We start from the raw sequence: 16,657 nt of genomic DNA on the forward strand, positions 1-16,657 counted from the left end.
AGCCCAGCTACCGCTTGAGAAGGTACTGGCCGACCCAGTTGCTCGCGAACTGGTTGGCGATGCGGCCGCTGCGGTCCCCCTTCTTCTGGGACCAGAGAATGGCGGCCTCCCGGCACTCGGGGGTCCAGGGAACCTCCTTTTCCAGCCGCTCGGCGAGTTTGCCGATCCACTGGCGGACAACTTCGAGGTACTGGTCCTGGCTGAAGGGATGGAAGGAAACCCAGATCCCGAACCGTCCGGAGAGGGAGATCTTTTCCTCCACCGCCTCGCCGTGGTGGATCTCCCCTTCCACCATCATGGCACCCTTGTTGTCGCTTTCGTACTCGGGGATCAGGTGGCGGCGGTTGGAGGTGACGTAGATCAGCATGTTCTCGGGAGGGGCGTAGACCGAACCGTCCAGGGCGCTTTTCAGCATCTTGTAGCTCGATTCGCCGACCTCGAAGGAGACATCGTCGGAAAAGATGACGAACCGGTACGGCTGCCCCTTCAATTGGTAGACGATGTCCGGCAGATGGATCAGGTCGTCCTTGTCCACCTGCACGACCCTCAGCCCGTCCGTTGCGTAACGCCTGAGAAGAGCACGCACCAGGGAAGATTTCCCGGTCCCCCTCGTTCCCCAGAGAAGGATGTTGTTGGCAGGAAGCCCCGCGAGGAACTGGAGGGTATTCTCCTCCACGATCTTCTTCTGCTTCTCGATGCCGAGAAGATCTTCCAGCCTGATCCCCTCGATGGACTCAATGGGCTCCAACGACCCCGAGAAGGAGTGACGCTTCCAGTTCGCCGCAGGCGTGACGCTCCAATCGATGTCGGGAATCGGCTTGGGCAAAAGGTACTCGGCCGCTTCCAGAACCCTTTTCAACTGTCCGATCAATTCAGCATCCAGTTCCACGACCTTCTCCTTTCGCTATTTAAGATTGGCCACCGTCGGATCCATCTCCCTGATCAGGTCGTCATAGGCAATGAGCGACTTGATGAGCGGCTCGTCCTTTTTCACGGTATCGCCGAACCCCTTGAACTTGCCATTGAACGCCAGGGCACGATTTCTCAGCGCCGTGGCACTCTCCGCGAGAAAGCCCTTCTCTTTCTTGTCGTCGCTCTTTAGAAGCGACTTGGTCTTGGCCCAGTACTCGTCGGTGGTGCCCAGGTAATGATGCAGGCTTTCCAGGAAGGAAAGCGAGGAGGCCGAAAGCTCGGAGGTGCTGGCCAGTTTCTCCTGCACATCCTGCATCCCTTTAAGCAGATCCTGGTCGGCGAACTTGACCAGTTCGGAGACCTCGCGGGAGTTGACTCCCTTGGCGAGATCGAGCTTATCGGTCCTGTTGAGGAATTGCTGAGAGGTTACCAGGTATTTGTTGATGGAGACCGACGCTGAGCTGAGAGAAAGGGTCGCATTGGCGACGAACTTGGTGAAGACGGAGGCTTGGCCTGCATAGGGGATGGGGAGGACTTTGGCGAAGCCGGCAGCGACCGACCCCGCGGATATGTATTTCGAGTAGCCGGCGACGTTGGAAGACATCCACTTCACGTACCCCTCGAAATCGGCTAATCCCTGGCGCTGGGCACGGATATCGACGGCGATTTCCTTCAGCCGCTTGGCGTTTCTGACGGCGAGGTCGCTACCGGTTATGCTGCAGGATTCGAGCGCCCGGAGCTTCTCCTTGAGGAGGGTGTTTTCCTTGACCAGCTCGGCAACATGGTCGGGAGCCGCAGGAGCGGCGGGAGCGGCGGGGGCGACGGGAGCGACGGCGGCAGCGGGGACGGCTGTGGTGGCAGCAGTGGCCGGGACGGCAGCGGTGGCCGGAGCTGCGGGAGTATCCTGGGCATGGACGGGTGCCGCTACCACCAGGGATAGAGCGGCAAACCCGGCTAGGGCGCTCGGTATTTTCAAGGAACCTACCTCCTCAATTTCTTGGGATGAACCGGCTGCCTCGACAGGCCTTCGGCCACCCTTTCCCGCTAGGCGCGAGGGTTCCAACCATACCGCAAAGAAGTTCCAGAAACAAGGCCAAAGGTGCGGAAAGATTGCACCTACCCTCGCCCGGACGGAGCGCCCTCCCACCTCCATGGTGCCTAACGAAAAGGGGCGCACCGTAAACGGCACGCCCCTTCCCTACCCTTTCCAATCGGAACGGTTATTTCTCGCGGTAAGTGATCCGATAGCTGAAGCTCTTCGGCTCGTAGAAATCAACCTGCTTTCCCCCCACCTCAGCGTAGGGATAGCCGAAGTCGTTGAGCGGCGCTCCCGCCTGGGGAGGGTTCAACACGATGTCGCGGCCGGAGGAGAGCTTGATGCGATAGGCATCGACGCCTCCCCAGAAGTAATCGCGGTAACGGGCGACCTTCGGATCCTTCAGCTCCAGATTCTCGACCAGCATGGCCTTGCGCACGTCGGCGGGGTCGACAACGACCCACCCCTTGCCGGGGAGGAAGAATTCGACCCAGCAATGCTGCCAGGTGGTGATGTCTTCCTCGGCCTTCTTGCCGAGCCTGATGCCGAAGACTTCGCGGGCCGGTACGCCGGCGGCGCGGGCCAGGGCAATATAGACCGAGGAGATGTCGGTGCATTTGCCGCCCGGTTTCTTCAGCAGTTCGCAGACGTCTCCCTTGCCGCAGCCGACGGTCAGGGGGTCGCGGTACATGTTCTCGCAGGTCCAGTCGTAGATGGCCCGGGCCTTCTCCAGCACGGTCGTCTTTCCTTGGGTGATCTTGGCGGCGAGCTTTTGGACCTCGCCATCGACCGGACCAAGGGAGGTCGCGTGCAGGTACTCGGCATAGTCGGCGCTATTCCACGCCGGTTCGCGGCCGGGTAAGGTACCGCGGGTGATTTCGTCCCGCTCGACGGTAAAGGTATAGGTCAATTTGCGGCTGCCGGCATTCTTGTCCCAACGGGCGAACAGGGTGGGATTGCCGTTGGCCTTGTCGGTGTAGACTGCCGAGGCGGCGTAATCGCCGCTGACCTTGACGTCGGAGACGGTCTGGTAACGGTCGGAAACCACGTAGGGAATCCAGAGCTTGGTCTCCTGTCCGGCTTGCTGCTTGGAAAGGTCGACCTCGACGGTAACGACCCCGGCACGGCTACGCGCCCAGGCCGAGGAGGTCAATAACAGCATCAGTGCCACGACAAACAACAACTTTTTCATCAAAGAGCTCCTTGCAATTTCGAATCTTTCTTTTGCCTCATGCGAGGCAGGTGTACTGGTTGAGCGGGAGCCGCGACACTCCGGGAATGGACCAAAACGGACCAGCTTTGGGCAAATCTCATGCAATCGTTGCTAAAATGAGAAATTCGTAGTACCCTCAGGGCCGTTTTGCGCCTCTCCCGCCCGCAAAGACAAGAGATAGTTGATAAATGATTGCGGAACGATAGTCAAATTGATAAATTCGATGATGCCAATATACCCTATCGGCACTGCCGATGGAGCTACCAATGAATCTTAAACAACTCGAAGTTTTCATCAACGTCGCTGAAACCGGCAGCTTTTCCAAGGGGGCGGAAGCGACCTTCCTCACCCAATCGACCGTCAGCCAGCACATCTCCGCCCTGGAGGAAGAGTTCGGGCTGAGGCTTTTGGACCGGACGGGCAAGGGGGCGCTTTTGACCGAAGGGGGGAAACTCCTTTTGGGGCGGGCGCGGAAAATCCTCGAGTGCTCCAGCGAAATCACCGCCGCCATGGCACGGTTCAAGGGAGTCGAGGAGGCCAACCTCTCGGTTGCGGGAAGCAGCATCCCCGGGGAGTACATGATCCCGGCCGCCCTCCCCCATTTGATGGAGTGCTACCCGGGACTCGTCATCAACGTTCTCCAGGGAGACAGCCGGAAGGTCCTCAGGATGCTCATATCCGGAGAGGTGGAGTTGGGAATCGTGGGGGGGAAATTCGACGAGGACGGAATCGACCTGACCCCGTTTGCCACCGACGAACTGGTGCTCATCGCTCCCGCCTTTCACAGCTGGAGGAAATCGACGACCGTCGCCATCAGCGAACTCGTGGACCAGCCGTTCATCCTGCGCGAGAGCGGCTCGGGGACGGGGTGGGCCGCGCTGGAAACGCTGCGCGGGGCGGGGATCGACCCGGGGCAGCTCCGGGTCTCGGCCCAGCTCGGAAGCAACGAGGCGATCAAGCAGGCGGTCATGGCGGGGGCCGGGATCTCGTTCGTCTCGGCGCTGTCGGTTCAGCGCGAGCTGACCGAAGGCGCTCTCATCCGGCTCCCGGTAGCGGGTGTGAAGATGGAGAGGGAATTTTTCATCGCGACCAGGAGAGACCGGGAGCTTTCCCCGGGGGGCGCGGTGTTTTGCAAAGTGATGAGGGAGATGTACGGGAGGTAGCCGGAATCAGTCGATGGTGGAACGAAGTTTCTTCCGTTCGGAGACGATCTTCTTCACGGTCAGCCGTTTTTCCTTGGCGCCGCGCGGCACCTTGGTCGCGATCCTTTTCTTTACCTTTTTTTCCCTTTTGCGGAGCAGTTCCGCCAATCGCTCCAGCGCCTTCTCGCGATTTTGCGCCTGGGACCGGCTTTCGCTGGCCTGGGCGACGATTCCCGTGGGGAGGTGCCGGATCCTCACCGCGGAGTCGGTAGTGTTCCGGTGCTGTCCTCCCGGCCCCGACGCGCGATAGAATTCCACCTTGATGTCCGTTTCTTTTATTTCCACAACAAACCTCTCGAGTGTATACCGGCGGGGGGAGTATAGCACCACCCTCCCCGCCCCGATACCCTAATCGAAATCAACAGGAGGAGCACCTATGAAAAGTCTTGGCGCCGCCACCCTGGCAATGCCGACGCCGGTCTGGCTGGTTGGAACCTACGACCACGACGGAAACCCCAACATCGCCACCATCGCCTGGGGCGGGATCTGCTGCTCCGAACCTCCGGCAGTCGCGGTTTCCTTGAGACGGACCCGCTACACCTACGACGCGATCGTGGAACGGAAAGCTTTCACGGTGAACATCCCCGCCGAGAGCCAGATCAAGGAAGCCGATTTCGCCGGCATGGTCTCCGGCCGCAAGGTCGACAAATTCGCGGCCGCCGGGCTCACCCCGGTCAGAAGCGAGCTGGTGGATGCCCCCTTTATCGCGGAATTCCCCATGATAGTGGAGTGCAAACTGATCCAGACGGTCGAGATCGGGATCCACGTCCAGTTCATCGGGGAGATCATGGACATCAAGGTCCGCGACGAGGTGGTCAACGCCGAAGGCCAGGCCGACGCCACGTTGGTGAAGCCGGTGATGTTCAACCCGTCGGACCGCAATTACTACGGCATCGGCGCCACGATCGGACGCGGTTTCGAGGTGGGGAAGGATCTCATCAGGTAACCCGTAAAAAACCTGCCCCTCTCACTCAAAGGGGAGAGGGGCACCGGAAAAATCGGCACAGGTTCTTTTGTGAGGTGTCAACGTGCGGCGGGACGGTGGACGAACCTTTTTTCGAAGTCGGCGGTGACCCGGCGAAGATCTTCGTCGAGGAAGGCGAGTGTGCGGGTGGCGATCGGCTCGGGGACGCCGCCGTAAAAGGCCTGGGCCATCCCGCCGGTGATGGCGGCCAGCGTGTCCGAATCCCCGCCCAACGAGATGGCGAGCCTAATGGCGCCTTCGAAGTCGGTCGATTCCAGGAACGAGACCACCGCCTGCGGTACGGTCCCCTGGCAGGAGACGTCGAAACTGTATCCGGGCCGGATCTGATCGCAGCTCAGCGAGAGGTCGTAGTGAAAACGCCCCTCGACGAAGCGGCGGATCTCCTCTTTGCTGGCACCGGTCCTCCCGAGGTAGACGGCACCCGCAACCGCCTGCGCCCCCCTGATTCCCTCCGGATGGTCGTGGGTGACACAGCTGTACTCTTCCGCCTTTTGCAACACCTCTTCGAGCGAGTCGAAGGCCCAGCCGGCCGGCGTTATCCTCATCGCCGCACCGTTTCCCCAACTGTGATACGGCCGCTCGTCCGCACTCTTGGCCCAGGCCAGGAAATTCCCCCCGTACCCGGCGTCGGGATAGGCCCGGCAGTATCTTTTCATGACGGAGCCGTATCCTTCGCCGGTCAGGATCGATTCGGCGAGCGCCACGGTCAGTACCGAATCGTCGGTGAAACGGCAGTGGTCCTGGAAGAGCGGGAAGTCGGTGGTCTTAATGTTGTTCCACTCGTAGATCGACCCGACGATATCACCAGTCAGCGCGCCCAGCATAGGTCCTCCTCGGTTGAAAGGTCCCCAGCATACCGTAAAGTTTACTTGTTCGCACCTTTTCTCACCGGCGGTCTTTAAATGAACTACCTATTCCATCTCTACCTGTCGGGGGACGACCCGGATCTTCTCACCGGCAACTTCATGGGGGACTTCGTCAAGGGGCACCTCGACGGCCGCTTCCCCGCGGCAATCCAGGCGGGCATCCAGCTTCACCGCGCCATCGATTCCTTCGCCCACACCGATCTTCATTTCAACCAAAGCCGCCTCCGCATCGACACCTCGTTCGGACTCTACCGGGGAATCCTGGTCGACCTCTTCTACGACCATTTCCTGACGGCCTCCTGGGAGCACTGGTCCGATGAGCCCCTTCCCCGCTACCTCGGGCGGGTGCGGGACATCGTGGAGGAACGGCGGCACCTGCTTCCCGAGCGGCTTCAGCAGCTCATCCCGATCATCTTCGAGGATCTCATCCCCTCCTACCTCGATACCGCGGGAATCGGACAGGCCCTCGTCAGGATGTCCCGCCGCATCAGCCGGCCCAATCCGCTGGCAGGCGGGGAGCGGGAGCTGGTTCTCAACTACGCGGGATTGCGGGAGGATTTCGAAGCCTTTCTCCCCGACGCCACCCGGTTCACCCTCCCCCGCCGCCACGGCGCCTGAAGGGCACCGCGCCCCCCGTCGCCCTAACCCGCCGCATATCTCGCCGCCCTTCGCAGCTTTACCCGCTTCCCACCACCCGCTCGAACTCCTCGGCCACCATCGGTCTGCCGGTCAGCGTTCCCTGGACTTCGTCGCACCCGAAGCTCCGCACGATCTCCAGCTGCGCCTGAGATTCCACGCCGACCGCATTTACTCTCATGTTGAGGTTGTGGGACATGCAGATCACCGCATTGACGACTGCCAGGTCGTTAGGCTGGGTCAGGATGTTCTTGATGAAGCTCTTGTCGATCTTCACCTTGCTGATCGGGAGTTCCTTGATCCGCTGCAGCGACGAAGCACCGGTGCCGAAGCAGTCCACGGAGAAGGTGACCCCGAGGCCGGCCAGCTGACGCATGGTTCTCACCGAGAAGTTCGGATTCTCCATGATGGCCCGCTCGGTGATGTCCAGCTCGAGATGGCGCGGGTCCAGCCCGCTCTCGCTCAGCGCACGCGAGGTCAGTTCGACCAGGCCGGGACGGTGGAATTCCCGGTTGGAGAGGTTGACGGTGAGGGAGAAGGTGTAGCCGCGCCTGCGCCACCGGCTCATCTGGGCGCACGCCTCGTGAATCACCCACTCGCCGATCGGTATGATGACCCCGGTTTCCTCGGCGACCGGGACGAACTGCGAGGCATCCATGAGCCCAAGTTCCGGGTGGTGCCACCGCAAAAGAGCCTCGGCACTCACGACCTTGCCGGTGTCGAGCCTGATCTGCGGCTGGAAGACCAGCTCCAATTCCCCCTTGGCGACCGCCTCCCGCAAAAGCCGTTCCATCCTTTGCCTTCTGCCGGTGCGCGCGTTGATCTCCTCGTTGTAGAACTGGTAGGTGTTCCCGTTTCCCTTTTTGGCCACGTACATGGCGCGGTCGGCCTTGGCCACCAGGTCCTCGGAACTCTCGCCGTCCACCGGGAACATGCTGATCCCGACACTGGTGGTGGCGTTGATCTCGATATTGTCGAGGAGAAACGGGGTGCTGAATACCCCCATGATCTTGCCTACCACGGTGCCGACGTCGTCGGTCTGGGTCAGGTCGGGCATCAGGACGTTGAACTCGTCCCCGCCGATCCTTGCCACCGTGTCCGATTCGCGCACGCAGCGCCGGAGTCTCTGCGCCACCGACTGGAGGAGGAGATCGCCTGCCGCGTGGCCGAGGGTGTCGTTGATCTGCTTGAAATGATCGAGATCGAGGAAGAGCACGGCAAGGTTCTTCCGGTTGCGCCGGGCCTGGGCGAGTTCCAGCGAGAGAAAGTCCATGAAGAGCTTGCGGTTGGGGAGGTCGGTCAGGGTATCGTGCTGCGCCTGGTGGCGGATGGTCTCCTCCATCCTGGTCCGCTCGGTCACGTCCCGGGCGATGCAGGAGATCCCCGCCAGCTCGCCGCGGGGCGTGGTGATGGAGGAAAGCGTGAGGGATACGTAGATCTCCGCGCCGTCCCGGGTGAGGTAGACGGTCTCCAGGTGGCTCACCGCCTCGCCGCCGGCGACACCTTTCAGGATGCGGGCCATTTCGTCGCGGCGGCTGGCGGGAACCAGGGTGGAGAGATGCCTTCCCTTGGCCTCCTCGGCAAGCACCCCGAGCATCTTTTCCGCGCCGGTATTCCAGCTGACGATGACCCCGGTGGGATCGGCGGCCAGGATGGCGTCGTCGGAGGACTCCACGATGGCGGCCAGCCAGGCCCGGTCCTCCTCGAGTTTCTTCCGTTCGGTGATGTCGTTGAAAAGGGTCAGCAGGGAACTCTTCCCCCCGATCTCGATGGTATCGGCCGAGACGAGCCCGGCGAGCCCTCTGCCGTCCCGGGAGCGGAAACGGGCCTCGAGGTCCCGCACCTCCCCGCTTGCCGCGATCGCCTGCAAGAATCTTCCCCGTTCCCCCTCGTCGGCCCAGATCCCCAGCTCCTGCTCCCGCTTGCCGATCACCTCCTCGCGCCGGTAGCCAAGCGCCTTGAGAAAGCCGGCGTTGACCTCGACGAAGCGCCCGTCGTCCAGGCCGGTGATGTTCAAAAGCTCGGGAGTCGCCTGGAAGATCTTGGCGAACCGCCGTTCCGAGGCCTGGAGGGCCGCCTCGGCCCAGCGCTGCTCGGTCAGGTCGTGGCAGGTTCCGATCATGGAACGGGGACGGCCTTCCCCGTCGAAGGCGATCTCTACCTGCCCGCGCAGGATCCGGAAGGAGCTGTCCGGCCGCTGGATTCTGAAGAACTGCGAGACGGCCGCTTCCCTCTTCCGGAAGGCCTCCCGGACGGCACTTTCCACCCCGGGCCGCTCGGCGGCCGGAATCCTTTCCAACAGCGCCCGGTAGGACGGTTCCACCGTGTCGGGCTCCGCACCGAAGATCCGGTAGAGCTCGTCGGAGGCGGTGACCGTGCCGCTTTCCCGGTCCCACTCCCAGCTGCCAAGATGGGCGACCTTCTGCGCTTCGCTCAACTGCTGGTCCCGGCGGCGGATCCGCTCAAGTTGCTCGTCGACCACCTTCCTCAGCACGATCTTCTCCCGGATCTTCCCCAGGAGGGCGAAGAGCTCGTCGTAGTTGACCGGTTTGAGAAGGTAGTGGTCTATACCGATCTCGATGGCGTCGAGCAGGTAGGAGGTGTCCGAGTGGGCGGTGACCGCCACGATGGTGGTATCGGGGGAGAGCTCTTTGATCCGGCGGGCCATCTCGATGCCGTTCATGACCGGCATGTTGATGTCGGTCAGCACGACCGCCGGGGAGGCTTCCCGGAACTTCTCCAGCCCTGCCGCACCGTTATCGGCCATCACGAGCTCCATCTCGGGATAGTTCAGGGTGAGCATGCGCCCCAGCATGTCGCGGGAATCGGCCTCGTCCTCGACGAACATGAGTACGAAATGCGTTTCCGGGGAGAGTTTTTGCTCCATGTCAGACCTCGATCCTGAATTCGGCCCCATCTGCGGTGTTACGGACGGTGAGGCTTCCTCCCATGTTCTTCTCGATGATGGTCTTGGACATGAAGAGCCCGATGCCGGTTCCCTTGTCGGGGGCCTTGGTGGTGAAGTACGGATCGAAGATCTTGTCGATGAGGTCCGGGGGGATGCCGCCGCCATTGTCGGTAATGGTGATGACCGCCCGGCCGTCTTCCTTGGAAAGGTGCAGGGTGACCTTGGGATCGGGGACCTTCCGCTCGAGGATGGCGTCCTTGGCGTTGACGAGGATGTTGAGAATCACCTGGGAGAATTCGTTGGGATAGCCGTAAACCTCCACCACCTGGTCCATCTCCATCTCGATCCGCATGTTGAGCTCGGTGAAGGCCGCCTCCACGATGGAGACCGTCCTCGTCAGCACGTCGCAGGCGCGGAAGTACTCCTTCTCCTTGTCCTGGCCGAAGAAGTTCCGGAAGCCGTCGATGGTCTTGGACATGTAGTTGATGACCTGCATCGCCTTGGCCACCGAGGCCTCGAGGTACTCCTGGCTGAAGAGCTCGTGGGCGTACATCCGCGGCAGCTCCTGCACGATGAGCCCGAGGGTGTTCAGGGGCTGGCGCCACTGGTGGGCGATGTTGCCGATCATCTCGCCCATGGCGGCAAGCCTCCCCTGGCGGATGAGGAGCTGCTCCTGCTTGCGGAGCTCCTCCACCGTCCTCAGCCGCTCGGCGATCTCGTCCTTCAGCGCCTTCTCGGCCTCCACGATGTGGGTGATATCGAGGCAGGCCCCGGTGATCTGCAACGGGTTCCCATCCTGGTCGAAAGTCACCTTCCCCCGCGAGGTGAGCCAGCGCAGCTTGCCGTCGGCGATTCCCACCGTACGGTACTCGGCGGCGAAGTTGCCGTTTTGGGGGGCCAAGGCCTCCTGGAGGGCGCGGCTGAAATGGTCCCAGTCCTCGGGATGACAGGCCTGGCGCAAGAGCGGGGGGGTGATCTCCCGCGCGGCAGGAAGGCCGTAGTGCTCTTTGGCCAGCGGCGACCAGTCGAGGACGTCGGTGGTGAAATCCCAATGGAAGATCCCCAGGCCGGCGGTCTCCACCGCCACGTTGAGGCGCTCCTCGCTGCTTTGCAGGGCGAGGTCGGCTTTTCTCCGCATGGTGATGTCCATGAAGGCGGCCAGGGCTGCGCTGATGTTGCCTGCGGAGTCGCGGATGGGAGCGGCGTTGACGATGAGGTAGGCGAAGGTGCCGTCGCCCAGTTCGATCTCTACCTCTTCCTCCCTGACCTCCTCGCCCTTCAGCGCCCGCACCATCGGGTACCTTTCCAGCGGCAGCAGGGAACGGTCGAGCCCGCGAAGCTGGTAGCGGAGGTAATCGGCCACCCCGTTCACCTGGCCGGCATCCACGCTTAAAATCTCGCGGGAGCGGAGGTTGTCGTACATGATCTTTCCGCTGGGAGCCTCGGCGATCATCACCCCGACCGGCATCTGGCAGACTACGGCCTCGAAGCGGGCCCGTTCGAAGGAGAGCGCCTTGAGCATCCGCTCCCGCGCCTCCTCCTGGCGCTTGCGCTGGGAGACGTCGCGGGCAATGCTCTGGATGGAAGCGGTCCCCTGGTAGTCGATCACGGTTGAGGCGAGCTCCACCGAGATGGCGGTGCCGTCCAGCCGCTGGAGCCGGTATTCGCGTAGCGGGATCTCCTCGCCGTCCAGAAGGTCCTGCAGGCGGGTGCGGACCTCGTCCCGGTCGTCGGGGTGAATCAGGTCCAGGATCGAGGCCCGCGCACGGAGCTCGTCCAGCGACTGCGCACCGCTGATCCCGAGCGCCGCGCAGTTGGCGTAAACGATGCTCCCATCCTTGTGTACCAGGATGGCGTCGGGAGCCATCTCGACCAGGGTGCGGTAGCGTTTCTCGCTCTCCCTGAGGGCACGCTCGGCCCGCACCCGGGCCCCTATGTCGCGGGCGATGATCGATATTCCCCTGATGGAGCCGTTTCTGCGGAGAATGGGGGAAAGGGTGAGCGAGACGTCGATCCGCCTGCCGTCCTTGGCGAGGCGGACGGTTTCCAGGCCGTCGACCCGTTCGCCGCGGGTGACCCGCTCGGAGATCCAGGCGAGCTCGTCGAGCCGGTCGGCGGGGACCAGTATGGAGATCGACCGGCCGATGGCCTCCTCGGCGCTGTAGCCGTAGAGCTGGTGGGCGCCGCGGTTCCAGCTGGTGATGGTCCCCGAGAGGTTCTTGCTGATGATGGCGTCGGCCGAATAGTCGACGATGGCGGCGAGATAGGCCTTGGCGTCGCTGTCGGAGTACGGCATCTTCTCCCATTCCCGTTGCGGGGCCGGGAGGGTGGCCGGACGGAGGTACACCTTGCGCCGTGCGGCACCGTAGCGCCCCTTGGGGCTCCCCCCCCTCCGGCTTTTGGCTCGACCTTTCATAGCGAGGAAACGTCCTCCAGGAAACTCCCCGGCTCGGGGTTGGGACTCAGGGTGAAATAGAAGGTGGCGCCGCGGTCGACCTCCCCTTCGGCCCAGATCCTGCCACCGTGGCGCAGGATGATGGAGTGGACGGTGGCGAGCCCGATGGCGGTCCCGTCCCAGGTGTACTCGCCGGGGCTGTGGATGGTCTGAAACGGTTTGAAGAGCTTGTTGACGTACTTCATGTCGAAGCCCGCCCCGTTGTCGCGTACGAAGAAGACCCGCCCCTCCCCTTCGTTCATCTGCCCGAACTCGATGCGGGCGGCGTCCCGGCGGGAGGTGAACTTCCAGGCGTTGCCCAGAAGATGCTCGAGGGCTATCTGCAGAAGGCGGCGGTCACCTTTGACCGCGACCCCTTCGTTGATGGCGAATTCCACCCGACGTTCGGGCTCCGACTGCTGGAAGGCGGTGGCGATCGCGCGGGCGACGGCGGAGAGGTCGACCTCGTCGATCACCATGCTGCAGCGGGCGTAGTGACTGAGATTATTGAAGGCGTCGATGATGTGCTTCACCTGCCGGACCACCTGCTGGGCCCTTTGGGCGTACTGGGTACAACTGCGGTTGGAGCACCCCTGGCAGTCCTCCACCAGCGCCTGGCAAAACCCCTCAAGGCGCGCCACCGGGGCACGGAGGTCGTGGGAGACCACGTAGCTGAAATTCTCCAGCTCCCTCACGGTCGCCTGCAAAAGCGAGGTGCGCTGGATCACCTGCCGCTCGAGATCGCCGGTGAGGAGCCGGATCCGCTCCTCGGCCTGCTTCAATTCGGTGACGTCGTGGGAAGTGCCATACATCATGGAGGGGATCCCGGTACCGTCGAGGAGCACCTCCGCCTCCACCCGCAGGACCCGCTGGGTCCCGTCGGGACGGACGATGCGGCAGAAATGGGGAGCGACCGGCTCCCTGTTCTCGACCGCCTCCCGGATCGCCTGCTTGATCGCCTCGCGGTCGTCGGGGACGAACATGTCGAGAAAGGCCTGGTAGCTTGCCGTGAGCGCTCCCGGCTCGAAGCCGAAGATCCGGTAGAGTTCGTCGGACCAGTTCATGCTCCCGTCCCCCAGGTCGCGTTGCCAGCTTCCGAGATGGGCAATCCGCTGGGCCATGGCGAGCTGCATCTGGCTCTCGACGATCCGCAGATTGACGTCCGCCACCACCTGCTTCAGGACGATCTGCTCGAGGATCTTGTCGGTGACCGAGAAGAGTTCCTCGTAGTTGACCGGCTTCAAAATGTAGTAGTGGATCCCGATCTCGATGGCGCTCAAAAGGTAGGAGGTGTCGGAGTGGGCGGTGACGGCCATGATGATGGCCTCGGGGTTGATGGCCTTTATCTCGCGGGCCATCCGGATGCCGTCCATGACCGGCATGTTGATGTCGGTCACCACCAGGTCGGGGGAGTGTTCGCGGTACAGCTCCAGCCCGACCGCCCCGTTTTCCGCCGACAAAAGCTTCAGCTTCGGGTAGTTGAGGACGAGCATCTTGCTCACCATCGTCCTGGCATCCGCCTCGTCCTCGACGTAGAGCAGGGTGATGCCGCTGATGTCGTACGGTAGGAGACTCATGTCGCTCCCCTGACCTCCTTCCGCCGGCCGGAGGCGGGCTACCCGGAGAAGGCCGGACGGCTCCGCTCCCCTTCGGAAAGCGCAAGCTGCAACCGCTCGGCGGTCATCGGCTTGAATATATAGTCGATCACCCCAAGCTCCCGGCAGCGTTCCTGGTCGAGGTCGTTGTCGGAGGAGGTCAGCACCACGACGGGCAGATCCCGCAACTGGGGGGAGCGCCTGATCGTCTTCAGGACGTCCAGCCCGCTCAGTTTGGGAAGTTTCAGGTCGAGAAGCACCAGACGGACCAGGGTGTGGCTGCCGTCCTGTTCCATCTGAGCCAGGAGATCGAGTGCCTCCTCCCCGTCCCGCACCACCACGATCCGCTCATTGCAGACCTTCTTGACTATCCGGCTGGCCAGAAACGCGTCGTCGGCGTTGTCCTCAACCAGCAAGATGCAGGGCTCAGACATCGTCATCTCCCGTTAGATAAAGGCCGGGCGAACCAAAGGTACTCTCTTCGGCGGCCCGGCCGTCTCTTTACCAGCAGCTGCAAGTCGTTGTGTCTTGGGGATTCTTTTCCATTCTAACCGCCGCCGCTTTCATGTCAATTTATTAATTTGCAATGACTAATCTCTTTCCCAGTAACCATTCTCCTGTCACTGACTAAGCGGTAACTCGATAGTGAAGCATGCGCCGCCGTCGACGTTGTTGACTGAAAGCCGGCCGGGTATGTTCTTCTCGATGATGATCTTGGACATGTACAGCCCGATCCCGGTTCCCTTCTCCGGCCCCCTGGTGGTGAAGTACGGGTCGAAGATCTTCTCGATGATCTCCTCGCCGATCCCCCCCGCGTTGTCCTGCACGGAGACCACCGCGTAGCCGTTTTCGGCTGCGATCCGGATGACGATCCGGCGCCCCTCGACCTGACGGTCCAGGAAGGCGTCCCGGGCGTTGAAGAGGAGATTCAGGATGACCTGGGAGAATTCGTTGGGGTGTCCGGTCACCACCGGCTCCCCCTCCGCGTTCACCTCGATGGCGATGTCGAGGTGCCGGAAACTCTCCTGGACCAGCGACAGGGTCTGCTGCACGAGCTCCCGCAGAGAAAAGGGGACCCGCGCCTTGTCGGGCTTGAAGAAGTTCCGGAAGTCGTCGATGGTCTTCGAGGTGTGGGTTAGCAGCCGCATGAACTTGGCCACGCTCTCCCTCAGGTAGCCGCGGTTGAAGTCCCCCTTGTCGTAGACGATGGGGAGCTCCTGCACGATCAGCCCGAGCTCGTTCAACGGCTGCCGCCATTGGTGGGCGATGTTGCTGATCATCTCCCCGAGCGCGGCCAGACGGCTTTGCTGGAGAAGCAGCCGCTCCTTCTCCGCCAGTTCCTCCAGCGCTTTGAGCCGCTGACCGGTCTCCTCCTCCAGCTCGAAGTAGGTCCGCTCCAGCTCCTCGTGCTGGAACTGCAGTTTCCCGCGGCTCAGCTCCAGATCCTTGGTCCGCTCCACCACCCGCTGCTCGAGATCTTCCTTGGCGGCCTCGAGGTCGCTGATCAGCTGGCAGTTTCTCAGGCTGATTCCGATCATGGAGGCGATCCCGGTCACCAGGCTGATGTCCCTTTCCACGAGGGGCTTGCGTGCCTTGACCTGCTCCACCGAGAGGACCCCGAGCGACACCCCTTCGGCCACGATGGGGCAGCAGATGAAGGCCACCGTCCCGGTCATCCTCACGCAGGCGAGCCGCCGCTCTCCCAGCCCGCCCTCCGGTCCGGCCAGATCGTTGACGAGCACCGGGCGCTGTTCGAGGAAGACGTCGACGTAGACATCCGGGGACTCTTCCCCGTCGAGCAGAAACGGGAAGCCGTACAGGCAGGCCAGCTCCTCCTCGCCGTAGCCGTAGCTCGCCCCCACCTGGAGCCTCCTGCGCGCCTCGTCGGCCAAAAGGATGAGCCCGCGGTCGTACTCGAGCCTTTCGCTCAGGATCCCCGCCACCCGGTCCAGCATCTCGCCGCGCCTGGTGAAGGCCCCCAGCGCCTGCCCGATCTCGTTGGTCAGCATGGCGTTGTTGTAGTTGATGTCGATCTGGTCGAGGAGGTTGTCCATCGCCTCCTTGGTGTTGTCGAGGCTCTGCTTGAGGGCGCGCTTCTCACCCTTCTCGGCGAAGAGCGCGAGGAGGGAGTAGACGCAGAACGAGGCGGGGAGCGAGGCCGCGAGCCCTTCCCAGAGCCCGAGGATCGCCAGGGTCAGGTTGAAGACCACCAGGAAGACTCCCGCCACCGCCTCCACCTTTCTCAGCACGACGTAGGTGGCCTTCTCCCAGGTGATGATGTAGCGGCAGACCTTCCCTCCCTGGAAGACGCACTCCGGGTGCTGGATGGTGGGAAGGCGCTTGAGCTCGGGGAGGTAGCGGAGCCCGCTCAGCCGGTGGTTGAAAAGGAGCACGATGGCCTCGAAGAAACCGATCCGGTTCTCGCACTGGTACAGCCTCTCGAGCCCCTCCTGGAGCGGGGTCACCACGATCTCCACCGCGTTGGAGGCGAGGGTGCGGGACTGGTAGGTGGAGGAGCGGGTGAACTTGGCGGTGGTCTTGTTGATGATGTCGAAGGTGCTGGCGGCATCGACCAAGCCGAGGATGTACTGGCGCATGGCCCCGAGGACGTCGGGAGAGGCGGCATAGCGGCCGGCCTCGCGGGCAATACGGGAGTTGCCGGTCAACTGCACGAGCTTATCGTAGAAGCGGTCCACCTGCTCCTGGTTGAACCAGTGCGCCTGGTCGGCCACCTCGTACTCCTTCATCCCGGCGTAGGACAGGAGCTCGCTGATGTTGACGTAGCTGTACTTCTGCTTGATGAGCAGGATGAAGGAGTTGATGATCCTGCTGTTGTAAAGCGGCCTTTCCCTAAGCGGCGAGCCGTCCAT

The 16,657-nt window shown here is 62.6% G+C and carries 12 protein-coding genes and 1 pseudogene; 3 read left to right on the plus strand and 10 right to left on the minus strand.

Annotation, left to right across the window (positions count from 1 at the left end; translation table 11 throughout):
* Window positions 1–7 precede the first annotated feature (7 nt).
* The 3 genes from L4X63_RS07870 to L4X63_RS07880 all read right to left on the minus strand — a co-directional run bounded on the left by L4X63_RS07870 (window position 8) and on the right by L4X63_RS07880 (window position 3,140).
* Window positions 8–889, minus strand: a complete 882-nt coding sequence (locus L4X63_RS07870; protein WP_250678064.1) for an ATP-binding protein — start codon at window positions 887–889, stop codon at window positions 8–10.
* Window positions 890–904: 15 nt separating this feature from the next.
* A complete protein-coding gene (locus L4X63_RS07875; protein ID WP_250678065.1) occupies window positions 905–1,888 on the minus strand; it encodes a hypothetical protein in 984 nt (327 codons plus the stop codon).
* 244 nt (window positions 1,889–2,132) lie between these two features.
* The gene (locus L4X63_RS07880; RefSeq protein ID WP_250678066.1) at window positions 2,133–3,140 is read right to left on the minus strand and encodes a transglutaminase-like domain-containing protein; all 1,008 of its coding nucleotides are present in this window, start codon (window positions 3,138–3,140) and stop codon (window positions 2,133–2,135) included.
* Between the two features lie 287 nt (window positions 3,141–3,427).
* Here L4X63_RS07880 and L4X63_RS07885 point away from each other — a divergent pair, with 287 nt between their 5' ends.
* Window positions 3,428–4,324 (plus strand): selenium metabolism-associated LysR family transcriptional regulator, encoded by an 897-nt coding sequence (locus L4X63_RS07885; protein ID WP_250678067.1) that lies wholly within the window; start codon window positions 3,428–3,430, stop codon window positions 4,322–4,324.
* 6 nt (window positions 4,325–4,330) lie between these two features.
* On the opposite strand, the pseudogene L4X63_RS07890 reads toward L4X63_RS07885, so the two are convergent.
* Window positions 4,331–4,648 (minus strand): annotated as a pseudogene (locus L4X63_RS07890) (peptide chain release factor-like protein); the annotation flags it as partial.
* A gap of 91 nt (window positions 4,649–4,739) precedes the next feature.
* Here L4X63_RS07890 and L4X63_RS07895 point away from each other — a divergent pair.
* On the plus strand, window positions 4,740–5,309 hold the full coding sequence (locus tag L4X63_RS07895) for a flavin reductase family protein (protein ID WP_250678068.1): 570 nt from the start codon (window positions 4,740–4,742) through the stop codon (window positions 5,307–5,309).
* A 77-nt stretch (window positions 5,310–5,386) separates the two neighbouring features.
* Here L4X63_RS07895 and L4X63_RS07900 read toward each other — a convergent pair whose 3' ends face one another.
* On the minus strand, window positions 5,387–6,172 hold the full coding sequence (locus L4X63_RS07900; RefSeq protein ID WP_250678069.1) for an ADP-ribosylglycohydrolase family protein: 786 nt from the start codon (window positions 6,170–6,172) through the stop codon (window positions 5,387–5,389).
* A gap of 78 nt (window positions 6,173–6,250) precedes the next feature.
* Between L4X63_RS07900 and L4X63_RS07905 the strand changes: the two genes are divergently transcribed.
* Window positions 6,251–6,832, plus strand: a complete 582-nt coding sequence (locus tag L4X63_RS07905; RefSeq protein WP_250678070.1) for an acyl carrier protein phosphodiesterase — start codon at window positions 6,251–6,253, stop codon at window positions 6,830–6,832.
* Between the two features lie 58 nt (window positions 6,833–6,890).
* On the opposite strand, the gene L4X63_RS07910 is transcribed toward L4X63_RS07905, so the two are convergent.
* The 5 genes from L4X63_RS07910 to L4X63_RS07930 all read right to left on the minus strand — a co-directional run bounded on the left by L4X63_RS07910 (window position 6,891) and on the right by L4X63_RS07930 (window position 16,657).
* A complete protein-coding gene (locus L4X63_RS07910) occupies window positions 6,891–9,737 on the minus strand; it encodes an EAL domain-containing protein (RefSeq protein ID WP_250678071.1) in 2,847 nt (948 codons plus the stop codon).
* Window position 9,738: 1 nt separating this feature from the next.
* Complete coding sequence (locus L4X63_RS07915; protein WP_250678072.1) at window positions 9,739–12,174, minus strand: PAS domain-containing sensor histidine kinase; 2,436 nt, start codon at window positions 12,172–12,174, stop codon at window positions 9,739–9,741.
* On the minus strand, window positions 12,171–13,769 hold the full coding sequence (locus tag L4X63_RS07920) for a response regulator (RefSeq protein WP_250678073.1): 1,599 nt from the start codon (window positions 13,767–13,769) through the stop codon (window positions 12,171–12,173). Before L4X63_RS07920 ends, L4X63_RS07915 begins: the two co-directional genes overlap by 4 nt.
* Window positions 13,770–13,807: 38 nt before the next feature.
* The gene (locus L4X63_RS07925; protein WP_250678074.1) at window positions 13,808–14,221 is read right to left on the minus strand and encodes a response regulator; all 414 of its coding nucleotides are present in this window, start codon (window positions 14,219–14,221) and stop codon (window positions 13,808–13,810) included.
* Between the two features lie 186 nt (window positions 14,222–14,407).
* Window positions 14,408–16,657 (minus strand): ATP-binding protein, encoded by a 2,250-nt coding sequence (locus L4X63_RS07930; protein WP_250678075.1) that lies wholly within the window; start codon window positions 16,655–16,657, stop codon window positions 14,408–14,410.

It is taken from the genome of Geomonas sp. Red32 (genome assembly GCF_023652955.1).
Lineage (GTDB): Bacteria > Desulfobacterota > Desulfuromonadia > Geobacterales > Geobacteraceae > Geomonas.